The organism is Streptomyces sp. NPDC014801 (assembly GCF_043082085.1).
GTDB lineage: Bacteria > Actinomycetota > Actinomycetes > Streptomycetales > Streptomycetaceae > Streptomyces.
In genome coordinates this window covers 35,543-60,703 of sequence record NZ_JBIBXG010000013.1, presented here as the reverse complement: position 1 = coordinate 60,703, position 25,161 = coordinate 35,543, and the positions used below count along the sequence as shown (strand labels likewise).

16 protein-coding genes are annotated in these 25,161 nt (G+C 72.3%); 11 read left to right on the top strand and 5 right to left on the bottom strand.

Annotation, left to right across the window (positions count from 1 at the left end):
- The first annotated feature begins 1 nt into the window (after position 1).
- Positions 2–520 (top strand): hypothetical protein, encoded by a 519-nt coding sequence (locus tag ACF1AL_RS29800; protein WP_366839408.1) that lies wholly within the window; start codon positions 2–4, stop codon positions 518–520.
- Between the two features lie 95 nt (positions 521–615).
- Here ACF1AL_RS29800 and ACF1AL_RS29795 read toward each other — a convergent pair whose 3' ends face one another.
- Genes ACF1AL_RS29795 through ACF1AL_RS29780 form a run of 4 tightly spaced genes read right to left on the bottom strand, consistent with a single transcriptional unit; the run spans position 616 to position 4,232 of the window.
- Positions 616–1,260 carry a response regulator gene (locus ACF1AL_RS29795; protein WP_391819624.1) on the bottom strand — a complete coding sequence of 215 codons (645 nt, stop codon included), beginning with the start codon at positions 1,258–1,260 and terminating at the stop codon, positions 616–618.
- Positions 1,250–2,533 carry a sensor histidine kinase gene (locus tag ACF1AL_RS29790; RefSeq protein ID WP_391819622.1) on the bottom strand — a complete coding sequence of 428 codons (1,284 nt, stop codon included), beginning with the start codon at positions 2,531–2,533 and terminating at the stop codon, positions 1,250–1,252. The genes ACF1AL_RS29795 and ACF1AL_RS29790 overlap by 11 nt, the downstream gene beginning before the upstream one ends.
- Before the next feature lie 47 nt (positions 2,534–2,580).
- Positions 2,581–3,315, bottom strand: coding sequence for an ABC transporter permease (locus tag ACF1AL_RS29785; RefSeq protein WP_391819814.1), 735 nt, complete (start codon positions 3,313–3,315; stop codon positions 2,581–2,583).
- Positions 3,316–3,320: 5 nt separating this feature from the next.
- Positions 3,321–4,232 carry an ABC transporter ATP-binding protein gene (locus tag ACF1AL_RS29780; RefSeq protein WP_391828172.1) on the bottom strand — a complete coding sequence of 304 codons (912 nt, stop codon included), beginning with the start codon at positions 4,230–4,232 and terminating at the stop codon, positions 3,321–3,323.
- Between the two features lie 300 nt (positions 4,233–4,532).
- Here ACF1AL_RS29780 and ACF1AL_RS29775 point away from each other — a divergent pair, with 300 nt between their 5' ends.
- The 6 genes from ACF1AL_RS29775 (at position 4,533) to ACF1AL_RS29750 (ending at position 14,309) form a co-directional block, all read left to right on the top strand.
- Positions 4,533–6,317, top strand: coding sequence for an ABC transporter ATP-binding protein (locus tag ACF1AL_RS29775; RefSeq protein ID WP_391698085.1), 1,785 nt, complete (start codon positions 4,533–4,535; stop codon positions 6,315–6,317).
- The gene (locus ACF1AL_RS29770; protein ID WP_391698082.1) at positions 6,314–8,170 is read left to right on the top strand and encodes an ABC transporter ATP-binding protein; all 1,857 of its coding nucleotides are present in this window, start codon (positions 6,314–6,316) and stop codon (positions 8,168–8,170) included. Before ACF1AL_RS29775 ends, ACF1AL_RS29770 begins: the two co-directional genes overlap by 4 nt.
- Entirely contained in the window at positions 8,167–9,447 is a 1,281-nt protein-coding gene (locus ACF1AL_RS29765; RefSeq protein WP_391828170.1) for an MFS transporter, read from the top strand. Before ACF1AL_RS29770 ends, ACF1AL_RS29765 begins: the two co-directional genes overlap by 4 nt.
- 358 nt (positions 9,448–9,805) lie before the next feature.
- A complete protein-coding gene (locus ACF1AL_RS29760; protein ID WP_366839403.1) occupies positions 9,806–11,851 on the top strand; it encodes a M4 family metallopeptidase in 2,046 nt (681 codons plus the stop codon).
- Positions 11,852–12,081: 230 nt separating this feature from the next.
- Complete coding sequence (locus ACF1AL_RS29755) at positions 12,082–13,731, top strand: M4 family metallopeptidase (protein ID WP_391828169.1); 1,650 nt, start codon at positions 12,082–12,084, stop codon at positions 13,729–13,731.
- Positions 13,732–13,796: 65 nt separating this feature from the next.
- Positions 13,797–14,309 carry a DUF1990 domain-containing protein gene (locus ACF1AL_RS29750; protein ID WP_366839400.1) on the top strand — a complete coding sequence of 171 codons (513 nt, stop codon included), beginning with the start codon at positions 13,797–13,799 and terminating at the stop codon, positions 14,307–14,309.
- A 120-nt stretch (positions 14,310–14,429) separates the two neighbouring features.
- Here ACF1AL_RS29750 and ACF1AL_RS29745 read toward each other — a convergent pair whose 3' ends face one another.
- Positions 14,430–17,048 carry a glycosyltransferase family 1 protein gene (locus ACF1AL_RS29745; protein WP_391828167.1) on the bottom strand — a complete coding sequence of 873 codons (2,619 nt, stop codon included), beginning with the start codon at positions 17,046–17,048 and terminating at the stop codon, positions 14,430–14,432.
- A 340-nt stretch (positions 17,049–17,388) separates the two neighbouring features.
- Here ACF1AL_RS29745 and ACF1AL_RS29740 point away from each other — a divergent pair, with 340 nt between their 5' ends.
- The 4 genes from ACF1AL_RS29740 (at position 17,389) to glgB (ending at position 25,140) form a co-directional block, all read left to right on the top strand.
- Positions 17,389–19,497 (top strand): maltotransferase domain-containing protein, encoded by a 2,109-nt coding sequence (locus ACF1AL_RS29740; protein WP_391828165.1) that lies wholly within the window; start codon positions 17,389–17,391, stop codon positions 19,495–19,497.
- Positions 19,494–21,194 (top strand): maltose alpha-D-glucosyltransferase, encoded by a 1,701-nt coding sequence (gene treS / locus ACF1AL_RS29735; protein WP_384206805.1) that lies wholly within the window; start codon positions 19,494–19,496, stop codon positions 21,192–21,194. Before ACF1AL_RS29740 ends, treS begins: the two co-directional genes overlap by 4 nt.
- A 106-nt stretch (positions 21,195–21,300) precedes the next feature.
- Positions 21,301–22,713, top strand: a complete 1,413-nt coding sequence (locus ACF1AL_RS29730) for a phosphotransferase (protein WP_391698068.1) — start codon at positions 21,301–21,303, stop codon at positions 22,711–22,713.
- Positions 22,714–22,947: 234 nt separating this feature from the next.
- The gene (gene glgB / locus ACF1AL_RS29725; protein WP_391828312.1) at positions 22,948–25,140 is read left to right on the top strand and encodes a 1,4-alpha-glucan branching enzyme; all 2,193 of its coding nucleotides are present in this window, start codon (positions 22,948–22,950) and stop codon (positions 25,138–25,140) included.
- Positions 25,141–25,161 lie beyond the last annotated feature (21 nt).

The following is a 25,161-nucleotide window of genomic DNA, read 5'->3' as shown; positions in this document are numbered from 1 at the left end:
AGTGAATCTCCTCGAGATCGAACTCCAGAGGTTCGACTGGGAGCAGATGGAGTGCGGCTGTGGTGAGAGCGCCGCGCATCTTCCGGCCAGGATCAGGGAACTGATCAGCCTCGACGAGGGGCACGGCCGCGGAGAGGCGTTCCTCACCGCACTGCACGACCATGTGATGACTCCGGCCGACGGACTGCTGCCGGTGTCCGCCGCCTTCGTCTCGGTGGCCTGTGCCGCCCTGACGGGGACGCTGTCCGAACCCGCCCGGAGGGAGACACTCGGCTGGATCCTGCGGATCGTCGGGCCCGCCGTGGACTCGGACAGCGCTGTCGCCGAGGCATGTGTGACGGCGGCACGGCAGGGTCTGTGGGTCCTGTACGCCGAAGTGATGCACGGTGAGTCGTTGGCCGGCGCCGCCTACGCCTTCGAAGCGCTGATGCTGATCGAGGAGGACCTGGACCGGCTCCGCGCGGTTCAGGCCGCCGCGGGGGACCGTCTCCCGTGGGACCTGAAGTCGGAGGAGATCTGACGGCGACGGTGTTCCCGCCGCCGACACGAAGCCCCGCCGGGTGTCACCCGGCGGGGCTTCGCCGTGGCAGGCGGGCGCGGCCCTGCTGGCGTCACCTAGCCCAAAATCCCCCGGTCGTACGCCGCTGCCACCGCCGCCGCGCGGTCGTTGACGCCGAGTTTGCCGTAGAGGTGGGTGAGGTGGGTCTTCACCGTGGCCTCGCTGATGAACAGCTCGCGGGCGATCTCCTTGTTGGAGGTGCCCTTGGCGACCAGGGCCAGTACCTCGCGTTCGCGTGCCGAGAGGGGTTCGTTGCCGGGGGTTCTCGGGGCGCGGACCGCGGAGACCAGGCGGGAGGCCACCGCCGGGGAGAGGACCGTGCGGCCCTCGGCGGCGGCGCGGACCGCCGTGAAGAGCTCCTCGCGCGGGGCGTCCTTGAGGAGGTAGCCGGTGGCGCCCGCCTCGATCGCCGGCAGGGTGTCCGAGTCCGTGTCGTACGTCGTCAGCACGAGCACCCGGGCGCGGGCGCCGCGCCGGGTCAGCTCGCGGATCGCGTCCACTCCCCCGCCGCCCGGCATGCGCAGGTCCATCAGGATCACGTCGGGGTCGAGGGCGGCGGCCCGTTCGACGACCTCCACCCCGTTCGCGGCCTCCCCGAGGACCGTGAAGCCGGGCGCGGACTCGAACATGCCGCGCAGGCCGTCCCGCACCACCGGGTGGTCGTCGACGATCAGCAGGGAGATGGACGTCTCATCGGTCATGGCGGACCAACGGTACGCGAGCCGACAGCGCCGTGCCGTACCCCGGCTCGGACTCCACCGTGAGGGAGCCGGCGATGCGTTCGGCGCGGGCCCGCATCCCGCCGAGGCCGAAGCCGCCGGTGTCGCTGTGCTCGGGCACGGTGAGCGGGTCGAAGCCGCGGCCGTCGTCGCGGATGTCGAGGACGACCTCGTCGCCCATGAACGACAGGGTGACCCCGGCGCGGGTGGCGCCGGCGTGCCGGGCGGTGTTGGCGAGGGCCTCCTCGGCGATGCGCAGCAGCGTCGCGGACACCTCGTCGTGCAGCGGCTCGGCGGTGCCGGTGACGGTGAACTCGGCGCGCATCCCGGTGCGTTCGCCCCACGCGGCGACCGTCTTCTTCAGCGCCTCGGGCAGGTCGTCGCGGTCCAGCGCGGCGGGCGCGAGGTTGTGCACGGAGCGGCGCGCCTCGCCGAGGCTGTGCCGGGCCAGGTCCATGGCGCGCACGGCGTGGGCGCGGGCGAGGTCCGCGTCGGGGGTGTTCACGACGACCTGGAGCTGGGCGATGATCCCGGTGAGCCCCTGGGCGAGGGTGTCGTGGATCTCGGCGGCGAGCCGCCGGCGTTCGTCGGCGACGCCGGCCTCGCGGGCCTGGACGAGGAGCTGGGCGTGCAGGGCGGCGTTCTCGTCGAGGGCCTGCTGGAGCGCGGTGTTGGTGCGTTCGAGTGCGACGATGGTGTCGGCGCGGGCCCGGGAGCGTTCCTCCTCCTGGTGGGTGAGGTGGCCGACGACCATCCACAGCACGTTGTTGACGACCAGCATCCCGAAGAACACGCCCCACTGCGAGGCGTTCTTCGGCGGCATGCCGCCCGACTGGGAGCCGGCCAGGGTGAGGGAGGTGGCGAACAGGCCGATCCGGTGCCGGCGCCGGCCGGGGATCAGCTCGTCGGCGTCGAAGTAGCCGGTGACGGCGTACAGGGCGAAGAACGGGTTGAGCCAGGTCAGGGCGAAGGCGATCGCCCAGCGCACCGCGTAGAACACGGTGCCCGCGCGGGACGGGACCCGGCGGCGGCGGCCGCCCGCGGGAGCGGCGGGGGTGTGCGCGCGGTGGTCCCAGTACAGGTGGAGGATGAGCGCGGCGCCGACGAGCGCGGCGGCCGCGTACCGCCGGCCGGGTCCGGCCATGAGTTCCTGGGTGGCCGCCGCGATGAGCGTGGCGATGGCGAGCATCCCGTAGGGGCCCCAGCGGTGGAACTGGTCCCACCGCTGGTCGAGCTGGGTGTCCTTGGCGGCCATGCCCTCAGTCTGCCCGTGGCCGCCGCTCCTGCCTCGCATGCGCCCGCCTACTCCCAGCGGAACCAGCGCGTCGCCGCGCCCGTCAGCAGGACGGTCCAGGCGGCGAGCACCCCGAGGTGGCCCCAGCCGGGCCAGTGGCCGGCGGCGGCCTGGTTCAGGGCCTGCGCGGCCGCGCCGAACGGCGTCCAGCCCACGATGCGGGCGAGGGTGTCCGGCATGGCCTGCACGGGCACCCAGACGCCCGCGCAGAACATCATCGGGAAGAACACCGCCGACCCGATCGCTCCGGCGATCTTCGTGGTGCGCGACAGGGCGGAGACCACCGCGCCGATCGCGAGGGCGGCCAGGACCGCGAGCAGCAGCGCGAGCAGGTATCCGGCGGCCTGCCGGGGCAGGGTCACGCCGAAGGCGATGCGGCCCACCGCCAGGGCGAGCAGCGCGGACAGCAGGGCGGCACCGCCGTACACCACGGTGTGGGCGGCGAGCAGGGCGGCGGGGCGGACCGGGGTGGTGGACATGCGGCGCAGGATGCCGCGTTCGCGGTAGCCGGTGAGGGTCTGCGGCATGCTCTGCACCCCGCCGACGATCAGGCCGAGCAGCACCGCCACCGGCACGTAGACGTCGACCGTGCGCAGGCCGCCGAGGGAGTCGTCGGGCCGGCGGAAGGACGGGACGGAGCCGAGGATCGCCAGCAGCAGCGTCGGGAAGAGCAGGATCCAGAAGACGGCGCCGGGTTCGCGGCGGAACAGGCGGACCTCGGTGCGCAGCACGGCGGGGTTCAGGGCGGTCATCGGGCGGCCTCCGTCAGGTCCAGGAACGCGTCGTCGAGGGTGGCGTCGGTGACGCGCAGTTGGTGGGCGGTGATGTGGTGGCGGGCGAGGAGGGTGATCACGGCGTTGACGGTGGCGTCGGTGCCGGAGAGGGTGACCCGGCCGTCCTTGTGCTCGACGGCGGCGAGCCCGGGCAGCGCGGCGAGGGCGTGCTCGTCGAGCGGCGCGGACGGGGTGAAGCTGATGACGGTGGCGCCGGCCGAGCGGCGGATGAGCCCGTCGGGGGTGTCCAGGGCGGCGACGCGGCCGCGGTCGATGACCGCGATGCGGTCGCACAGCCGCTGGGCCTCCTCCATGAAGTGGGTGACCAGCAGGACGGTGACCCCGCTCGCCCGCACGTCCTCGATCAGCTGCCAGGTGTCGCGGCGGGCCCGCGGGTCGAGGCCGGTGGTGAGCTCGTCGAGGACGACGACGCGGGGGTTGCCGATCAGGGCGAGCGCGATGAACAGCCGCTGCTTCTGCCCGCCGGACAGCTTGGCGAAGCGGGTGGTGAGCTTCTCGGTCAGGGCGAGGCGTTCGGCGAGCGGCCGCCAGTCGAGCGGGCGGTCGTAGAAGGCGGCGTACAGCTCCAGGGCCTCGCGGACGGTGAGCTTGGGCTGCAGTTCGCTCTGCTGGAGCTGGGCGCCGAGCAGGCGGGCGACCTGTTCGTGGTCGGCGACCGGGTCGAGGCCAGCGACGCGGACCCGGCCGGCGTCGGGGACGCGCAGGCCCTCCACGCATTCGACGGTGGTGGTCTTGCCGGCGCCGTTGGGGCCGAGGATCCCGAAGATCTCGCCCTCCTGGACGGTGAAGGAGACGTTGTCGACGACCGGGCGGCCGCCGTAGGACTTGCGCAGGTCGGTGACCTCGATGACGGGGATGTCGGGCATGGCACCAGCGTCGCGGCGCGGCGCCGTGCGCGGCATCGGCCGTCGCGCTCGAAACGGCATCAGCCGATCGGTTGATGCGCGGGTACGACCCGGCCGCCCGGCCACGTCCCCCGGCCGGTACGACCCGGCCGCCCGGCGACGTCCCCCGGCCGGTACGACCCGGCCGCCCGGCGCGTCCTCCGGCCGGTACGAACCGGCCGCCCGGCGACGTCGTCCGGCCGGTCGTAGGACCAGCGGCCGAGGGGGGTCCGGCCGAAACTCGGTGGGCGATGTCAGTGGCGATCCGTAGGCTCGCTGCTGATGTCCACGACACGTGCAACCACCCGGGACCGGTCCGCCGTGCGGACCTTGCTGCGCCTGTGGCCGTATGTGCGGCCCGTGCGGGCGCGGCTGTTCACCGCGGCCTTCGTCGCGATCCTCGCCTCCCTGGTCGGGCTGGTGATCCCGCTCGTGCTGAAGTGGATGGTGGACGGCCCGATCGCGGACCGGGACCCGGCCGGGGTGTGGCTCGGCGCGCTGTACCTGCTGCTGCTCGGGCTCGCCGAGGCGCTGCTGTTCGGGCTGCGGCGGTGGCTGGTGGCGCGGCCGCTGTCGCACGTCGAGGCGGAGATGCGGGCGGACCTCTACCGGCATCTGCAGCGGCTGCCGGTGGCCTTCCACGACCGGTGGGCGTCCGGGCAGCTGCTCTCGCGCGGCACGACCGACCTGATGCTGCTGCGGATGTTCCTCGCCTTCCCGCTGACGTTCCTGCTGGTCAACGGGGTGACGATCCTGGTCGGCGTGCTGATCATGCTGGCCCAGGACTGGACGCTGGGCCTGGTCATCCTCGGTCCGGCGGTGCCCCTGATGGTGATGTGCGTGGTCTTCGAGAAGCGGTACGCCGACGTGGCGCGCCGCGCGCAGGACCAGGTCGGCGATCTGACGACGGTCGTCGAGGAGAGCGTGCTCGGCATCCGGATCATCAAGGGATTCGGACGCCACCGCAGCCAGGCCCGTGCCTTCCGCGACCTCTCGCGCACCCTGCGCGGCACCGAGCTGCACAAGGCGCGGCTGCTGGCGGTGATCTGGGCGGTCATCGTGACGCTGCCGGAGGTGGCGATCGGGGCGGCGCTGGTCGTGGGGGCCGTGCAGGTCGCGGACGGCGGGCTGTCCGCGGGCACGCTGGTGGCCTTCCTGTCCACGGCGCTGGCCCTGCGCTGGCCGGTGGAGTCCATCGGCTTCCTGCTGGCGATGAGCCAGGAGGCGGCGACGGCGACCGAGCGGTACTTCGAGGTGATGGACGAGGTCCCGGAGTCCTCCACCGCGGCCGCCGCGCGCAGGCGGTACGACGAGGAGGGCCTGCGGCTGCACCAGGTCACCTTCCGCTACCCGGACGCGCCGCCGGACTCCCCGCCCGTCCTGGACCGCGTCGACCTGCACATCCGCCCCGGCGAGTCCATGGCCCTGGTCGGCGCCACCGGCAGCGGCAAGACCACCCTCACGGCGCTGGTCCCCCGGCTGCACGAGGTGACCTCCGGCAGGATCACCCTGGACGGCGAGGACATCACCGCGATGGACCGCGAGGAGCTGCGCGCCAAGGTGGCCGTCGCCTTCGAGGAGCCCACCCTGTTCTCGGCGAGCGTCGGCGAGAACGTCCTCATGGGCGCCGGCGACGCCGCCGGCCGCGACGATCTTCAGCGCGCCCTGGCCGTCGCCCAGGCCGACTTCGTGCACGCGCTCCCCGAGGGCACCGACACCCAGGTCGGCGAGCAGGGCCTGAGCCTGTCCGGCGGTCAGCGTCAGCGTCTCGCGCTGGCCCGTGCGGTCGTCGGCCGGCCCCGTTTCCTGGTGCTGGACGACCCGCTGTCCGCGCTGGACGTGCACACGGAGGCCGCGGTGGAGGCGGCGCTGCGCCAGGTGCTCGACGGCACCACGGCGCTGATCGTCGCGCACCGCCCCTCCACGGTGCTGCTCGCCGACCGGGTCGCCCTGCTGTCGGGCGGCCGGATCGCCGCGGTCGGCACCCACCAGGAACTGCTGCACACCAACGCCGAGTACGCGCATCTGATGTCGGGCCTGGACGGCCCGGAGGAGGATCAGGAATGACGGCCCCCACGACGTCCGTCCCCGCCGCCGGCGAGGACGAGCCGCCCCGCCGCAAGGGGGACGGCGACCCCTTCGACCGGGACGTCCTGCCCTCCCCGCCGGGCGCCACCGCCGCGCTGCTGCGCTCCCTGCTGGCGCCGATGCGGGCGCGGGTCGCGCTGACCACGCTGGTGCTGCTGCTCCAGCAGGCGGCCGTGCAGGCGGGCCCGCTGCTGGTGGCGTACGCCATCGACCGGGCCGTTCCGGCGTTCCGGGCCGGCGACCACGGTCCGCTGGTCGCGGTCGCCGTCGGCTATCTGCTGTGCGCGGCGGTCTCGGGGGCGCTGCAGTTCGTGTTCATCACCGCCTCGGCGCGGGTCAACCAGGACGTGCTGCTGGATCTGCGCGGCCGGATCTTCCGGCACGCCCAGGCCCTCAGCATCGACTTCCACGAGCGGTACACCTCGGGCCGGCTGATCTCCCGCTCCACCACGGACGTGGAGTCGCTGCGGGAGCTGCTCAGCGAGGGCCTGCAGGAGCTGGTCACGGTCATCCTGTCGTTCGTGTACATCTCGGCCATGCTGCTGTGGCTGGATCTGGGCCTCGGCGCGGTCGCGGTGGCCTCGTTCGTGCCGCTGTACCTGCTGGTGCGCGTCTACCAGCGGCGGGCGGGCGAGGTGTACCGGCGGCGCTCGACCGCGATCGCCTCGGTGATCGTGAAGTTCGTGGAGACGATGAACGGCATCCGCCCGGTGCGCGCGTTCCGCCGCGAGGCGGCCAACGACGCCGAGTTCCGGGTGCTGAACCGGCGCCACGAGCGCACCAACGGCGACGCGCTGCTGGAGATGGCCCGCTACGTCGTCGGCTCCCGGCTGGTCGCCAACACCGCGGTGGCCGGAATCGTGCTGTGGGGCGCCTACCGGGTGGCCGGCGGCTCGCTGGAGCTCGGGGTGCTGGCGGCGGCGGTGCTGTATCTGCGGCGGCTGTACGACCCGATCGACCGGCTGGGGATGTTCCTCAACTCCTACCAGTCGGCGGCCGCGTCCCTGGAGAAGATCGCGGGCCTTCTCGCCCAGACGCCGACCGTGCCGGAGCCGGAGCGGCCCAGGGAGCTGCCGCCGCTCGCCGGTGAGCACCCCGGCCGCGAGGTCGTCTTCGACGGGGTGCGCTTCGCCTACCGCACCGGCGGCGAGGTGCTGCCCCGCTTCGATCTGACGCTGCCGGCGGGGCAGACGGTGGCGGTGGTCGGCTCGACCGGCGCGGGCAAGTCGACGCTGGCCAAGCTGCTCGCCCGGTTCTACGACCCGACCGAGGGGCGGGTGCTGCTGGACGGCGTGGACCTGCGTGACCTGGCCGTGCCGGAGCTGCGGCGCGGGGTGGTGATGGTGACCCAGGAGGCGTTCCTGTTCTCCGGGACGGTCGCCGAGAACATCGCGCTGGGGCGTCCGGAGGCGAGCCGGGAGGATATCGAGCGGGCCGCGAAGGCGATCGGCGCGCACGAGTTCATCAGCGCGCTGCCCGACGGCTACGACACCGACGTACGCAAGCGGGGCGGGCGGATCTCCGCGGGGCAGCGGCAACTGGTCGCGTTCGCTCGGGCCTTGCTGGCCGATCCGGCGGTGCTGATCCTGGACGAGGCGACCAGTTCGCTGGACATCCCCGGGGAGCGGGCGGTGCAGCGGGCGATGGCGACGGTGCTCCAGGGGCGCACGGCCGTGGTGATCGCGCACCGGCTGTCGACGGTGGAGATCGCCGACCGGGTGCTGGTGATGGAGCATGGCCGGATCGTGGAGGACGGCACCCCGGCCGAGCTGATCGAGGGCACCGGCCGCTTCTCCGCCCTGCACCGGGCCTGGCGAGACAGCCTGGCGTGACGGCGGCCACCGGCCAGGACCCGGTCACGGACGACTCCGAGGTGTTACGGGCGCCGGGCTTCCGGCGCCTGTGGGCCGCCAACACCTTCCGGTTCGCGGCGTCCGAGGTGGCCGGTTTCGCGCTGCCGGTGACGGCGCTGGTGCTGCTGCACGCCTCGCCGCTCGCGATGAGCGTGGTCTTCGTGTGCGGCCGGGCCGGCTATCTCACGGTGGGCCTGCCCGCCGGTGTGTGGGTCGACCGGCTGCGCAAGAAGCCGGTGCTGGTGGGGGCGGACGTGGCTTGCGCCGCCGCGTTCGCCAGTATCCCCGTGGCCCACGGGCTCGGTGTGCTGACGGTGGCTCAGCTGGCGGTGGTGGCGCTGGTGGTGAGTGTGGCCGGGGTCTTCTTCGACGTGGCGCACAGCAGTGTGCTGCCGCGGCTGCTGCCGCGCCGGCGGGTGGCGGACGGCAACGCCCGTCTGCAGTCCTCGGAGACCGCGCTCAGGGCGGTGTCGCCGGGGGTCGCGGGCGCGCTCACGCAGGGCGTGGCCGCGCCGGTGCTGTACGGCGTCGCCGCGCTGGGCCAGCTGGTGTCGGTGCTGCTGCTGCGGCGGCTGGAGCCGCAGGGGGACGTGGCCCGGGGCGGGGACGGGCAGGAGCTGCGGTTCGGACGGGAGGTGGCCGAGGGGCTGGGGCTGCTGTTCCGGCAGCCGCTGCTGCGCCTGCTGCTGCAGCAGGCGGCGCTGAACAACCTCGGCGCGGGGGCAGTCCTGGCCATGCTGCCGGTGTTCCTCCTCGATCAACTCGGTCTGGCGGCCTGGATGTTCGGCCTGCTGTCCTCGCTGGGGGCGCTGGCCGGGTTCGCCACCTCCCTGCTGGCGCCCCGGCTGCGGCGCCGGTACGGGGAGATCCGGATGACGCTGCTGTTCTCCGCACTGGCCCCGCTCGCGGTCGTGGCGGCGCCGCTCGCGGAGGTCTTCCGGGGGGCCGCGGTGCCGCTGATGGCGTCGGCGGAAGTCCTCATCGGGGTGGCCGTGGTGGGCCGGGCGGTGTCCACCGCGGGGCTGCGGGCCCGGGTCACCCCGGACGCGTACCTGGGCCGGGTGACGGCCGCCTACGGCGTGGTCGTGCAGGGGGTGACCCCGCTGGGCGCGCTGGCCGGCGGGCTGGTCGCCGGGCACTGGTCCACCGGTGCGGCGTTGTGGACGGGTGCGCTGGTCATGGCCGTACCGCTGGTGCTGCTCCTGCTGTCACCGCTGCGCGCGCAGCGGCGGCTGCCCGCGCGGTGGGAGGCCTGAGTCCGCCCCGCAGACGGCCCGCACCGCCCCCGCCGGTGGTCTGCACCGCCCCCCGGCAGGTGGTCTGCACCGCCCCTCGCAGGTGGCCCGCACCTCGCCGGTTCGCATACCGAACATGAACATCCGGACAACGGACGATTTCCAGCCAAGTTGCTGACGCGCTCCTGACAAGGGTCGAGATCTCCTGCCACTCTTCCCACGGCCACTGCACAGCAACCCCACAGTTCCTCGCTGTGCCGTCGGCGACCGCACTGCCTGCACCTGAAACGCGCACCTCCCTGTTCTGCCCGGACGGCTCGATCGGCCGCCCGGTCTCCCCCTGGCCGCGCGACCCGCGGTCATGCAGAAGGAGTCAGTGTTGAGAAGCAGTTCCTCGCGCAGACGCACCTCCCACACCCTGCACCGCCGGGCGGCCTCGGTCGCCCTGGTCGGCGTCTCCGCCCTGCTCGCCGCCGCGGTCCAGTCGGGCGCCGCGAGCGCCGCCCCCGCCGCCCCCGTGGCCGGCAAGGCGAACCCCGCCCACATGGCCGTCAAGCTCTCCCCGTCGCAGCGCGCCGAGCTGCTGCGCGACGCCGACGCCGCCAAGGCGCAGACCGCCGCGCGGATCGGTCTCGGCGCCCAGGAGAAGCTGGTCGTCCGGGACGTCGTGAAGGACGCGGACGGCACCACGCACACCCGCTACGAGCGCACCTACGGCGGGCTGCCCGTGCTCGGCGGCGACCTGGTCGTCGACAGCGCGCCGTCCGGACAGACGCAGCGTGTGATCAAGGCGACGAACGCCCAGCTGAAGGTCGCCGACCTCACCGGCAAGGTCGCCCGGGCGACCGCCGAGCGGCAGGCCGTGCAGCGCGCCAAGGCCCTGGGCTCGGCCAAGACCACCGCCGACTCCTCGCGCAAGGTGATCTGGGCGGCGACCGGCAAGCCGGTCCTGGCCTACGAGACGGTCGTCGGCGGCCTGCAGGACGACGGCACCCCGAACCAGCTGCACGTCATCACCGACGCCGCCACCGGCGCCAAGCTCTTCGAGTACCAGGGCATCGAGAACGCGACCGGTACGGGCAACACCCAGTACAGCGGCACGGTCTCGCTGACCACGACCCTGTCGGGCTCGACGTACACGCTCACCGACGGCGACCGCGGCGGCCACAAGACGTACAACCTGAACCACGGGACGTCCGGCACCGGCACGCTGTTCTCGCAGACCTCCAACACCTGGGGCAACGGGACCACGTCGAACGCCGCCACCGCGGGCGCCGACGCGCACTACGGCGCCGCGACCACGTGGGACTTCTACAAGAACACCTTCGGCCGCAGCGGCATCCGCAACGACGGCAAGGCCGCCTACTCCCGCGTCCACTACGGCAACTCCTACGTGAACGCCTTCTGGGACGACAGCTGCTTCTGCATGACCTACGGCGACGGGTCCGGCAACGCCGACCCGCTGACCTCCCTGGACGTGGCCGGCCACGAGATGAGCCACGGCGTCACCTCCGCCACGGCCGGCCTGAACTACTCCGGCGAGTCGGGCGGCCTGAACGAGGCCACCTCCGACATCTTCGGCACCGGTGTGGAGTTCTACGCCAACAACTCCTCGGACGTCGGCGACTACCTCATCGGCGAGAAGATCGACATCAACGGCGACGGCACCCCGCTGCGCTACATGGACAAGCCCAGCAAGGACGGCGGCTCCGCCGACTCCTGGTACTCGGGCGTCGGCAACCTGGACGTGCACTACTCGTCCGGCGTCGCCAACCACTTCTTCTACCTGCTCTCGGAGGGCAGCGGCGCCAAGGTCATCAACGGCGTCAGCTACAACTCGCCGACCGCGGACGGGCTTCCGGTCACCGGCATCGGCCGGGACAAGGCGCTGCAGATCTGGTACCGGGCGCTGACCACGAAGTTCACCTCCACCACCAACTACGCGGCGGCCCGCACCGGCACCCTCGCGGCGGCCGGCGAGCTGTACGGCACCACCTCCGCGGAGTACAAGGCGGTGCAGGACGCGTGGGCGGCCGTCGCGGTCGGCTCCCGCTCGGGCGGTGGCGGCGGCACCGGCACCTCCTTCGAGAACACCACCGACGTCTCCATCCCGGACAACGGCCCGGCGGTCACGTCCTCGATCAACGTCACCGGGCGCACCGGCAACGCGCCGTCCAACCTCCAGGTGACGGTGGACATCGTGCACACCTGGCGCGGTGACCTGGTGATCGACCTGCTGGCGCCCGACGGGACGGCCTACCGCCTGAAGAACTCCAGCGGTTCGGACTCGGCGGACGACGTCCACGCGACGTATACGGTCAACGCCTCGTCCGAGGTGGCCAACGGCACCTGGAAGCTGCGTGTCCAGGACGTGGCGACCTACGACACGGGTTACATCGACGGCTGGAAGCTGACCTTCCCGTAAACCGCCGTCGCACGAGCAGGGTTCCGCCCCGGTGGTGCAACTCCCGGGGCGGCGCCCGCTTTTTACATTCCTGCAACGTTTCCCGGACAGTCAACTTTCGGCCAACATCACGTCGAGGGCATGACATGTACGCGCCCTAAGTGCCAGTCTTCCCTCACCCGCCGCACAACCTCACGACCACCCCGGCCGGTTGCCCCACAACCCGCCGGTCTCCCCCACAAGGAGCTTGTGTGACACCCCGCTTCGCGCGTCACAAGCGCACCACTCTGGCCATCGCCACCGCCGTCGCGGCCGGAGCTCTCCTCACCACCGGTCTGACCACCGGTTCCGCGGCCGCCCAGACCCCGGCGGACTCCTCCGCACCCGCGGCCGCGCCCGTCCAGCTCTCCGCCGCGGCCCGCACCTCCCTGCTGCAGCAGAAGCAGGCCGACGCCGCCGAGACGGCCCGGCAGATAGGCCTCGGCGCCCAGGAGAAGCTGGTCGTCAAGGACGTCGTCAAGGACGCCGACGGCACCACGCACACCCGCTACGAGCGCACCTACGGCGGACTGCCCGTCCTCGGCGGCGACCTCGTCGTGCACCAGGCGCCCTCCGGTGCGGCCAAGGGTGTCACCAAGGCCGTCAACGCGGCCATCAAGGTGGCCTCCCTCACCCCGGCCCTGACCCCGGCCAAGGCCGAGACGCAGGCGCTGACCGCGGCCCGGGCGGCCGGCTCGCAGAAGACGGCGGCCGACTCCTCGCGCAAGGTGATCTGGGCGGCGACCGGCAAGCCGGTCCTGGCCTACGAGACGGTCGTCGGCGGCCTGCAGGACGACGGCACCCCGAACCAGCTGCACGTCATCACCGACGCCGCCACCGGCGCCAAGCTCTTCGAGTACCAGGGCATCGAGAACGCGACCGGCAAGACGCTCTACTCCGGCACGGTCACCCTCAACTCGGTGCAGTCGGGCTCGACGTACCAGCTCACCGACACCGCGCGGGGCAACCACAAGACGTACAACCTGGCCCGCAAGACGTCCGGCACGGGCACCCTGGTGGCCAACTCCACCAACGTCTTCGGCACCGGCACCGCCTCCACCTCGTCCTCCGACCAGACGGCGGCCGCCGACGCCGCCTACGGCGCGGCCGAGACCTGGGACTTCTACAAGAACACCTTCGGCCGCAACGGCATCAAGAACAACGGCGTCGGCGCCTACTCCCGCGTCCACTACGGCAACGCGTACGTGAACGCCTTCTGGGACGACAGCTGCTTCTGCATGACCTACGGCGACGGCGCCGGCAACGCGGACCCGCTGACCTCCCTCGACGTCGCCGGCCACGAGATGAGCCACGGCGTCACCTCCAACACCGCCGGCCTGAACTACTCCGGCGAGTCGGGCGGCCTGAACGAGGCCACCTCCGACATCTTCGGCACCGGCGTGGAGTTCTACGCCAACAACGCCTCCGACCCCGGTGACTACCTCATCGGCGAGAAGATCGACATCAACGGCGACGGCACCCCGCTGCGCTACATGGACAAGCCCAGCAAGGACGGCGGCTCCGCCGACTACTGGTCCTCCACCGTGGGCACCAAGGACGTGCACTACTCGTCCGGCGTCGCGAACCACTTCTTCTACCTCCTGTCGGAGGGCAGCGGTTCGAAGACGATCAACGGCGTGACCTACAACTCGCCGACGTACAACGGCTCCACGGTCACCGGCATCGGCCGCGCCAAGGCGCTGCAGATCTGGTACAAGGCGCTCACCACGTACATGACGTCCACGACGAACTACAAGGGCGCCCGCACGGCGACCCTGAACGCGGCGTCGGCGCTGTACGGCTCCACCAGCACCGAGTACAAGGCGGTCGCCGCCGCCTGGTCCGCGGTCAACGTCAGCTGACGCCACACGGACACGGCGGCACCCGGGAAGGAGGCGTCCCGGGTGCCGCCGTACTCTTGGGCCCCATGTCCTTCACGTACGACGCGGTGGGCGCGACCCGCGAGGACCTCGCCGCCTGTCCGCCCGGCTTCCGCTCCCTGTACGTGCCCACCCGCCTCGGCGAGGGTGAGGCCCTCTTCCGCCGGGCCGCCGACGCGGTCCTCACCTGGGAGATGCACCGGGCCATGGGCGTGGGCATCGACGCGAGCGCGGACCGCGCCGCCGAGGGTGTCGACGTCACGGTCACCCTCGCCGGCATGATCAAGGCCCCCTGCCGCGTCGTGTGGGCCGTCGAGGAACCCCGCCGGGCCGGCTGGGCCTACGGCACCCTGCCCGGCCACCCCGAATGCGGCGAGGAGGCCTTCGTCGTCGACCGCACGGGGGACGGCACGGTCTGGCTGACGGTGGCCGCCTTCAGCCGCCCCGCCAAGTGGTACGCCAAGGCCGGCGGCGCCGCCACGCGAGGCTTCCAGCACGCCTACGCCCGCCGCTGCGGCACGGTCCTCCGCAAACTCTGCGCACCCCAGGACGAGTCCTAGGGCGGGGCGCCCCTGAGGGGCGCGGGGGAACTGCGCGACCAGCCACAATCCACCCGCACCCGCCCGGCCCGCCCGGCCCCGCACCCACGCCCCGGCCCCTCAGGCGGCGGCGCGCCCGGGTCACCGGAGCAGTACGCCCGCCCCCTCCCCCATCTCCTCCGCCGGCACCGCCACCAGACCGAGGTCCGCCCCCGACGCCAGCAGCCGGTGGTCCGGCAGGATCCGCACCGTGTACCCGTAGGGTCCCGTCCGGTCCAGGGACAGCGGCCCCTCGTAACTCCAGCGGCCCTCCCCGTCCGGCCCGCCCACCGGCTTCAGCGGCACCGCCGCCCCGCACCGGATCCGGTCCTCCGCGTCCACCCGGCCGGACACCGCCTGCACCTCCACGTCGTCCGGGTCCAGCGCGCCGAGCGCCACCCGCACCCGCAACGTCAGCGTCGTCCCCAGTTCGGCGGTCGCGCTCGTCGCCGACGTCTCCACGTGGTCCACGGACACCGCCGGCCAGGCGCCCCGCACCCGGGACTTCCACTCGGCCAGCTCCCGCGCCACGTCCGGGGTCATCGCGCGGTGCGCCTGGGCGGCCGGCGTGTACAGCCGCTCGACGTACTCCCGGACCATGCGGCCCGCCAGCACCTTCGGCCCGAGATGCGTCAGCGTCTGCCGCACCATCTCGATCCAGCGGTCCGGCAGCCCGCCGCGCCCCCGCTCGTAGAACCGCGGAGCGATCCGCTGCTCCAGCAGCTCGTACAGCGCGGCCGCCTCCAGGTCGTCCCGCCGGTCCACGTCGGTGCCGGCGCCGTCGGCCGTGGGGATCGCCCAGCCGAAGTCGGGCTGGAACCACTCGTCCCACCAGCCGTCCAGCACGGACAGGTTCAGGCAGCCGTTCAGCGCGGCCTTCATCCCGGACGTGCCGCACGCCTCCAGCGGCCGCAGCGGGTTGTTCAGCCACACGTCGCAGCCGGGGTACAGCTTCTGCGCCATCGCCATGCCGTAGTCCGGCAGGAACACGATCCGGTGCCGCACCCGCGGGTCGTCCGCGAACCGGACCAGCTCCTGCACCAGCCGCTTGCCGCCGTCGTCGGCGGGGTGGGCCTTGCCCGCCACCACGATCTGGATCGGATGCTCGGGATGCAGCAGCAGCTCCATCAGCCGGTCCCGGTCCCGCAGCATCAGCGTCAGCCGCTTGTACGACGGCACCCGCCGGGCGAACCCGATGGTCAGCACGTCCGGGTCGAGGACTCCGTCGACCCAGCCCAGCTCCGCCTCGCCCGCGCCCCGCTGCCGCCAAGAGGCCCGCAGCCGCTGCCGCACCTCGGTCACCAGTTGCTCGCGCAGATCCCGGCGCAGGTCCCAGATCACCTGGTCGGGGATGTCCGCGACGGAGTCCCAGCGGTCGGAGCCGCCCACGGTCAGCGCGTCCTCGGCGCGCTGCGCGCCGATCTGCCGGGCGCCGAGCCGGAACACCTCGGGGGCGACCCAGGTCGGGGCGTGCACCCCGTTGGTGACGGAGGTGATCGGCACGTCCTCGGGGTCGAATCCCGGCCAGAGTCCGGAGAACATCTCCCGGCTCACCCGCCCGTGCAGCAGGGACACGCCGTTGGCGCGCTGGGCGAGCCGGAGTCCCATCACGGCCATGTTGAACAGGTTGGGCTCCCCGCCGGGGTAGGTCTCCATGCCCAGCCGCAGCACCCGGTCCACGTCGATGCGCGGCAGCTCCGCGCCGGGCCCGAAGTGCCGGGCGACCAGCTCCCGGTCGAAGCGGTCGATGCCGGCCGGCACGGGCGTGTGCGTGGTGAACACCGTGCCCGCCCGCACCGCCTCCAGCGCGGCGTCGAAGTCCAGGCCGGTGTCGCACAGCTCGGCGATGCGCTCCAGGCCGAGGAACCCGGCGTGCCCCTCGTTGGTGTGGAAGACCTCCGGCTCGGGGTGCCCGGTCAGCCGGCAGTACGTCCGGACCGCGCGCACCCCTCCTATGCCGAGCAGCATCTCCTGCAGCAGCCGGTGCTCGCTGCCGCCGCCGTAGAGCCGGTCGGTCACCCCGCGTTCGCCGAGGTCGTTCTCCTCGACGTCGGAGTCCAGCATCAGCAGCGGCACCCTGCCCACCTGCGCGACCCAGATCCGGGCGATCAGCGAGCGGCCGCCGGGCAGGGCGAGGGTGACCCGCGCGGGCGTGCCGTCGGCCTCCTCGAGGAGGGTGACGGGCAGTTCGTTGGGGTCGAGCACGGGGTAGTGCTCCTGCTGCCAGCCCTCCCGGGACAGGGACTGCCGGAAGTAGCCGTGCCGGTAGAGCAGGCCCACCCCGATCAGCGGGACGCCGAGGTCGCTGGCCGCTTTCAGGTGGTCCCCGGCGAGGATGCCGAGGCCGCCGGAGTACTGCGGCAGCGCGGCGGTGATGCCGAACTCGGGCGAGAAGTAGGCGACGGCGGCGGGCAGGTCCCCGGTCTGGGCCTGGTACCAGCGCTCTCCGCTCACGTAGTCGTGCAGGTCGCCGGCGGCCGCGGCGAGCCGGCGCAGGAAGCGGCGGTCCTCGGCCAGCTCCGCGAGCCGTGCCGGGCGCACGCTGCCCAGGAGCCGCACCGGATCGCCGCCGGATGCGGCCCACTGCTCGGGGTCCACGGACTGGAACAGGTCACGGGTCTCCGTGTGCCAGGACCAGCGCAGATTGCGCGCCAGGTCGCTGAGCGGCCGGAGCGGTTCGGGGAGGACGGGTCGGACGGTGAATCGACGGATCGCCTTCACAAGTCACCTCGACGCGAGTGGCTGCCGCCGGCACACCCACGAGATGTACCGGCTCGTCCCTTACGACGGTACCGGCGCGGGTGCCCACCTCGCCGGGGACTTGGCGCGCAGACCCCCGATCGGCCCGATCCGGACCACGGGGATACCGATCGCCGCCGTCTTGGACCAGGCCGGGATTGTGTGTAGACATACGCGTGAGTAGTTAACAACGTGCCGGATTGCCCACCCGAAGAGTGTGGGAAGGCTCCTCCGGTAGCCCCGGGGTACCCCTTGAGGCACAACCGCAGGACCACATCCCACAGCCATCCGCCCACCCACGTTGACGCGGACAGGAGCGGTCATGCCCGCCACGCACCACTCGTCAGCACCCCCGACCCCGAGCACCGCGGCGCCTCCGTCCGCGGCGCGCACGGCCGCCGGCACCCCGCCCGCGCCACCACCGGCCGCCGCCCCCGCCGCGCCGCCGGGCCCGGTCGTCGGCCGGATACCCGTCCTGGACGTCCGGCCGGTCGTGCAGCGCGGCCGCCGGCCGGCGAAGGCGGTGACCGGCGAGTCGTTCGAGATCTCGGCCACCGTGTTCCGCGAGGGCCACGACGCCGTGGCCGCCAACGTCGTCCTCAGGGACCCCGAGGGCCGTCCGGGCCCGTGGACGCCGATGCGTGAGCTGGCACCCGGGACGGACCGCTGGGGGGCCACCGTGACCGCCGGGGAGCCGGGATGGTGGTCGTACACGGTGGAGGCCTGGAGCGATCCGGTCACCACCTGGCGTCATCACGCCACCATCAAGATCCCGGCCGGCATGGACACCGAGCTGGTGCTGGAGGAGGGCGCGCGGCTGTACGAGCGGGCCGCCGAGCCCCTGGGCGAGCGGCAGCGGCAGGTGCTGCTGGAGGCGGTGGCCGGGCTGCGCGACGAGTCCCGGCCCTCGGCGTCCCGGCTGGCGGCCGCGCTGACGCCGGAGGTGGACGCGGTGCTGGCCGCGCATCCGCTGCGCGACCTGGTCACGGCCTCCGAGCCGTTGCCGCTGCTGGTGGAGCGGGAGCGGGCGCTGTTCGGCTCCTGGTACGAGTTCTTCCCGCGCTCGGAGGGGACGCCCGAGCAGCCGCACGGCACGTTCCGCACGGCCGCCCGCAGGCTGCCGAAGATCGCCGAGATGGGCTTCGACGTCGTCTACCTGCCGCCCATCCACCCGATCGGCACGACGTTCCGCAAGGGGAAGAACAACACGCTCACCGCCGAGCCGGACGACGTCGGTGTGCCGTGGGCGATCGGCTCGCCGGAGGGCGGGCACGACGCGGTGCACCCCCGGTTGGGGACGATCGAGGACTTCGACTGGTTCGTGTCCGAGGCGCGCTCGCACGGCCTGGAGATCGCCCTGGACTTCGCTCTGCAGTGCTCCCCCGACCATCCGTGGGTGCAGAAGCACCCGGAGTGGTTCCACCACCGGCCGGACGGGACGATCGCGTACGCGGAGAACCCGCCGAAGAAGTACCAGGACATCTACCCGATCGCCTTCGACGCCGACATGGACGGCCTGGTGGCGGAGACGGTGCGGGTGCTGCGGCACTGGATGGACCACGGGGTGCGGATCTTCCGCGTGGACAACCCGCACACCAAGCCGGTGGTCTTCTGGGAGCGGGTGATCGCGGACATCAACGCGAGCGACCCGGACGTGATCTTCCTGGCGGAGGCGTTCACCCGGCCGGCGATGATGCACACCCTCGCCCAGATCGGCTTCCAGCAGTCGTACACGTACTTCACCTGGCGCAATACGAAGGAGGAGCTGACGGAGTACCTCACCGAACTCTCGGGTGAGGCGGCGAGCTACATGCGGCCGAACTTCTTCACCAACACCCCCGACATCCTGCACGCCTACCTCCAGCACGGCGGCCGTCCGGCGTTCGAGGTGCGCGCGGTGCTCGCCGCGACCCTCTCCCCCGCCTGGGGCATCTACTCCGGCTACGAGCTGTGCGAGAACACGCCGCTCAGGGAGGGCAGCGAGGAGTACCTGGACTCGGAGAAGTACCAGCTCCGGCCCCGGGACTGGGCGGCGGCCGAGCGCGAGGGTCGCACCATCGCCCCGCTGATCACCCGGCTGAACGACATCCGGCGCCGCAGTCCCGCCCTGCGCCGGCTGCGCGGCCTGCACTTCCACCACGCCGACCAGGACGCGGTCATCGCATACTCGAAGCGAAGCGGTTCGAACACGGTTCTGGTGGTGGCCAACCTCGACCCCCACCACACCCAGGAGGCCACGGTCTCGTTGGACATGCCGCAACTCGGCCTGGACTGGCACGAGTCGGTGCTGGTGCGCGACGAGCTCACCGGCGAGACCTATCACTGGGGCAGGACCAACTACGTGCGACTCGAACCGGGCTTCAGGCCCGCGCATGTCTTCACCGTCCTGCGACCGTCCACCCCGCAGATCGGAGGGTCACCCACACAATGATCGTCAACGAACCCGTCCCGGACAAATTCGAGGACACCCCGGCGAAGGACCGGGACCCCGACTGGTTCAAACGTGCCGTCTTCTACGAGGTCCTCGTCCGGTCCTTCCAGGACAGCAACGGCGACGGCGTCGGCGACCTCAAGGGGCTGACCGCCAAGCTCGACTATCTGCAGTGGCTGGGCGTGGACTGCCTGTGGCTGCCGCCCTTCTTCAAGTCACCGCTGAGGGACGGCGGTTACGACGTCTCGGACTACACCGCCGTGCTGCCCGAGTTCGGGGACCTCGCGGACTTCGTGGAGTTCGTGGACGCCGCCCACCAGCGCGGCATGCGCGTGATCATCGACTTCGTCATGAACCACACCAGCGACCAGCACCCGTGGTTCCAGGAGTCGCGCAAGGACCCCGACGGGCCCTACGGCGACTACTACATGTGGGCCGACGACGACAAGCAGTACCAGGACGCGCGGATCATCTTCGTCGACACCGAGGTGTCGAACTGGACCTTCGACCCGGTGCGCAAGCAGTACTTCTTCCACCGGTTCTTCTCCCACCAGCCGGACCTGAACTACGAGAACCCGGCCGTGCAGGAGGAGATCATCTCCGCGCTGCGGTTCTGGCTGGACCTCGGCATCGACGGCTTCCGGCTGGACGCGGTGCCGTATCTCTATGCGGAGGAGGGCACGAACTGCGAGAACCTGCCCGCCACGCACCAGTTCCTGAAGCGGGTCCGCAAGGAGATCGACGCCCACTATCCGGACACGGTGCTGCTGGCGGAGGCCAACCAGTGGCCCGAGGACGTGGTCGACTACTTCGGCGACTACGCCGCCGGCGGCGACGAGTGCCACATGGCGTTCCACTTCCCCGTCATGCCGCGCATCTTCATGGCCGTGCGCCGCGAGTCCCGCTACCCGGTCTCCGAGATCCTGGCGAAGACCCCGCCCATTCCGTCGGGCTGCCAGTGGGGCATCTTCCTGCGCAACCACGACGAGCTCACGCTCGAGATGGTCACCGACGAAGAGCGCGACTACATGTACGCGGAGTACGCCAAGGATCCGCGGATGCGCGCGAACATCGGCATCCGCCGCCGCCTCGCGCCGCTGCTGGACAACGACCGCAACCAGATCGAGCTGTTCACCGCGCTGCTGCTGTCCCTGCCCGGCTCGCCGATCCTTTACTACGGCGACGAGATCGGCATGGGCGACAACATCTGGCTCGGCGACCGCGACAGCGTCCGCACGCCCATGCAGTGGACCCCGGACCGCAACGCCGGTTTCTCCTCCAGCGACCCGGGGCGGCTGTTCCTGCCCACGATCATGGACCCGGTCTACGGCTACCAGGTCACCAACGTCGAGGCGTCCATGGCGTCGCCCTCGTCGCTGCTGCACTGGACCCGCCGGATGATCGAGATCCGCAAGCAGAACCCCGCCTTCGGCCTCGGCTCGTACATCGAGCTGCCGTCGTCGAACCCGGCGGTGCTGGCGTTCCTGCGCGAGTACGAGGACGACCTCGTGCTGTGCGTGAACAACTTCTCCCGGTTCGCCCAGCCCACCGAGCTGGATCTGCAGGCCTTCGCCGGGCGCCATCCGGTGGAGCTGTTCGGCGGGGTGCGCTTTCCGGCCATCGGGGACCTGCCGTACTTGCTGACCTTGGGCGGGCACGGCTTCTACTGGTTCCGGCTGCGCAGGGAAGGCGCCTAGAAGCACACCGCAACCCCGGGCGGGTCGGTTTCCCCCGCCCCGCCCGGGGCACGCAACAGTAAGCCCCCCGCCCCAGCCCCCTCCCCCGGGGAAAGGACGTGACGCCATGGCGGAAACGGTCACCGTCTCGGGCACCACCAGCCCCGGCCTGCTCGCGTCACTGGATCCACTGTTGCGCGAGTGGCTGCCGAGGCAGCGCTGGTTCGCGGGCAAGGGACGCCCGGTGACCGGGTTCTCCCTGGTCGAGGCCACCGAGCTGCTCCCGTCCGGCGGCCGCCTGGGCCTGTACCACCTGCTCGTGCGCGCCCACCAGCCGCTCACCCTGGGGTCCGCCGAGACCCACCCCGGGGACTGCTACCAGCTGCTCATAGGCGTGCGCGAGGCGTTGCCGCCCCGGCTGGCGCCCGCGCTGATAGGCCACGTGACCGAGGGCCCGCTCACCGGACGCACGGTGTACGACGCCCTGTACGACCCCCGGCCCGCCGATGTGCTCCTGGAGGCCCTGCGCTCCCAGGCCCGCATCGGCGGGCTGCGTTTCGAGCAGGCCCCGCACGCGGAGATACGGCCCCACCTGGTGCCCCGCGTGATGACGGCGGAGCAGTCGAACTCCTCCGTCGTCTACGGGGACACGTTCATCCTGAAAGTACTGCGCCGGGTCGTCCCCGGGATCAACCCCGACCTGGAGCTGCCGCTGGCCCTGGCCCGCGAGGGCTGCGCACGGGTGCCGGCGCCGACCGCCTGGATCGAGGCGGACACCCACGACGCGGCCGGCCCGGCCGGCGAGTCGTACGTCCTCGGGGTGCTGCAGCCCTTCGTGCAGGGCGCGGCCGACGGCTGGGAGCTGGCCCTGCGGCAGCTGGCCAAGGGCGAGGACTTCGCCGCCGAGGCGCGGGCCCTGGGGCGGGCCACCGCCGAGGTGCACACGGCGCTGGCCCGCGCGCTGCCCACGGTCACCCTCGGGCACGCCCAGCTGGAGCCGATGGTGCACGGCATGATCGAGCGGCTGGACAGCGCCGTCCAGCAGGTGCCGGCGCTCGGCCCGTACGCGCCGGGGCTGCGCACGGCGTTCGAGGCGCTGGCCGCCCTGGCCGCCGAGGGGCACACCTGGACCGCGCAGCGCGTGCACGGCGATCTGCACCTGGGGCAGTGCCTGCGCTCGCCCGCCGGTGAGTGGTCCCTGATCGACTTCGAGGGCGAGCCGGCCCGGCCGCTCGCCGAGCGGCGGATGCCGCAGCCGGCGGTGCGGGACGTGGCGGGCATGCTGCGCTCCTTCGACTACGCGGCGCACTCGGCGACACCGCCGGCGCCGCAGTGGGCGCGGGCCTGCCGCGCCGCGTACTGCACCGGATACGCCGAGGCGAGCGGCTTCGACCCGCGCACCGACCCGGTGCTGCTGCGCGCCTACGAGACCGACAAGGCGATCTACGAGGTCGTCTACGAGGCCCGGCACCGCCCCGACTGGCTGCCGGTGCCGATGGCGGCGATCGAGGACCTCGCCGCCGCGTCCCAGCCCAGCTGACCCGATGCGCCTTCCGACCGACGTCCCTTCCAGGAGGCTCCGCCCGTGACCCCCCGTCGACAGCCCAGCGGTTCGGATCCGAAGAAGGCCAAGAAGGCCGCCAAGAAGACCGCGGCCGAGAAGGCGGTGACCAAGAAGGCCACGGTCCGCCCCGCGGCGTCCGCTCCCGCCGAGCCGCCCGCCACCGTCCCCGAGCCGCCCGCCACCGTCCCCGAGCCGCCCGTCACCGTCCCCGTGCCGCTCGCGCCCCCGCTGGACGCCGGTGACCGGGAGCGGCTGCTGGCCGGCACGCACCACGACCCGCACGGCGTGCTCGGCGCCCACCCGGCGGAGAGCGGCGTCGTCGTGCGGACGCTGCGGCCGTACGCCCGGTCGGTGACGGTCGTCGCCGACGGCGTGCGCGCCGAGCTGCACCCCGATGGGGACGGTTTCTTCTCGGGGCTGCTGCCGCTGCGGGAGGTCCCGGCGTACAAGCTGCTGGTGGCGTACGAGGACACCGAACTGGAGACCGAGGACGCCTACCGCTTCCTGCCCACGCTCGGCGACCTGGACCTGCATCTGATCGGCGAGGGCCGGCACGAGCAGCTGTGGCAGGCGCTCGGCGCGCACCCGATGACCCACCAGGGCGTCCCGGGCACCCGCTTCGCGGTGTGGGCGCCGAACGCGCGCGGGGTGCGGGTGGCCGGCACCTTCAACCTCTGGGACGGCACGGCCTTCCCCATGCGTTCGCTGGGCTCGACCGGGGTGTGGGAGCTGTTCGTGCCCGGCATCGGCGACGGCGAGCTGTACAAGTTCGAGATCACCCGCCCGGACGGCTCCAAGACGCTGCGCGCGGACCCGCTGGCGCGGCGCACCCAGGTCCCGCCGGAGACGGCGTCGATCATCACGTCCTCGGACTACGAGTGGGGCGACGCGGAGTGGCTGGAGCGCCGGCCGCAGGTGCCCGCGCACGAGGCGCCGTTCTCCGTGTACGAGGTCCACCTGGCGTCCTGGCGCCCCGGGCTGACGTACCATCAGCTCGCCGAGCAGCTTCCGGCGTACGTCAAGGACCTCGGGTTCACGCACGTGGAGCTGATGCCGGTCGCCGAGCACCCCTTCGGCGGCTCCTGGGGCTACCAGGTCACCGGCTTCTACGCGCCGACGGCCCGGCTCGGCACGCCGGACGACTTCCGCTATCTGGTGGACAAGCTGCACCAGGCGGGCATCGGCGTGATCATGGACTGGGTGCCGGCGCACTTCCCGCGCGACGAGTGGGCGCTGGCCGAGTTCGACGGGCGGCCGCTGTACGAGCACTCCGACCCGCTGCGCGCCGCGCACCCGGACTGGGGGACGCTGGAATTCGACTACGGCCGCACCGAGGTCCGCAACTTCCTCGTCGCCAACGCGGTGTACTGGTGCGAGGAGTTCCACATCGACGGCCTGCGCGTGGACGCCGTCGCCTCCATGCTCTATCTGGACTACTCGCGCGAGTCGGGCCAGTGGACGCCGAACCGGTACGGCGGCCGGGAGAACCTGGACGCGGTGGCGTTCCTGCAGGAGATGAACGCGACCGTGTACCGCAGGGTGCCGGGCGTGGTGACCGTCGCGGAGGAGTCCACCGCATGGGACGGGGTCACCCGGGCCACCCACCACAAGGGCCCGAGCGGCTTCGGCGGGCTCGGCTTCGGGCTGAAGTGGAACATGGGCTGGATGCACGACTCGCTGCAGTACATGAGCCACGACCCGGTCCACCGCAAGTACCACCACCACGAGATGACGTTCTCGATGGTGTACGCCTACAGCGAGAACTACGTGCTGCCGATCTCGCACGACGAGGTGGTGCACGGCAAGAAGTCGCTGGTGTCGAAGATGCCCGGGGACTGGTGGCAGCAGCGCGCCAACCTGCGCGCCTATCTGGCCTTCATGTGGGCGCACCCCGGCAAGCAGCTGCTGTTCATGGGGCAGGAGTTCGCACAGGGCTCGGAGTGGTCGGAGGCGCGCGGCCCGGACTGGTGGCTGCTGGACCCGTCCTACGGCGCCGAGCCCGACCATCGGGGCGTCCTGGACCTGGTCCGCGACCTGAACGCCCGCTACCGGGAGACGCCGGCGCTGTGGCAGCGGGACATCCACCCCGACGGCTTCCAGTGGATCGTCGGCGACGCCGCCGAGGACAACGTCTTCGCGTTCCTGCGCTACGACGCCGACGGCAGCCCCCTGCTGGCGGTGTCGAACCTCGCCCCCGTGGTGCGCCCCGACTACCGCCTCGGCGTCCCCGACGACATACCGGCCTGGCACGAGGTCATCAACACGGACGCGGCCCGCTACGGCGGCAGCGACGTCACCGGCCCCGACCCGGTCAAGCCGGAGCCCCAGGGCCGCCACGGCCGCCCTGCGAGCATCCGCCTCACCCTGCCCCCGCTGGCCACGGTGTGGCTGCGGCCGGCCTGACCGGGCGGGCCGACCGGGCAC

Excerpts from the sequence above, each read along its gene's own strand:
- ACF1AL_RS29795 (WP_391819624.1), bottom strand. The coding sequence starts at position 1,260 with ATGACCGATGAGACGTCCATCTCCCTGCTGATCGTCGACGACCACCCG.
- ACF1AL_RS29775 (WP_391698085.1), top strand. The coding sequence starts at position 4,533 with ATGTCCACGACACGTGCAACCACCCGGGACCGGTCCGCCGTGCGGACC.
- ACF1AL_RS29740 (WP_391828165.1), top strand. The coding sequence starts at position 17,389 with ATGCCCGCCACGCACCACTCGTCAGCACCCCCGACCCCGAGCACCGCG.
- ACF1AL_RS29780 (WP_391828172.1), bottom strand. The coding sequence starts at position 4,232 with ATGCCCGACATCCCCGTCATCGAGGTCACCGACCTGCGCAAGTCCTAC.
- ACF1AL_RS29770 (WP_391698082.1), top strand. The coding sequence starts at position 6,314 with ATGACGGCCCCCACGACGTCCGTCCCCGCCGCCGGCGAGGACGAGCCG.
- ACF1AL_RS29790 (WP_391819622.1), bottom strand. The coding sequence starts at position 2,533 with ATGGCCGCCAAGGACACCCAGCTCGACCAGCGGTGGGACCAGTTCCAC.
- ACF1AL_RS29730 (WP_391698068.1), top strand. The coding sequence starts at position 21,301 with ATGGCGGAAACGGTCACCGTCTCGGGCACCACCAGCCCCGGCCTGCTC.
- ACF1AL_RS29750 (WP_366839400.1), top strand. The coding sequence starts at position 13,797 with ATGTCCTTCACGTACGACGCGGTGGGCGCGACCCGCGAGGACCTCGCC.
- treS (WP_384206805.1), top strand. The coding sequence starts at position 19,494 with ATGATCGTCAACGAACCCGTCCCGGACAAATTCGAGGACACCCCGGCG.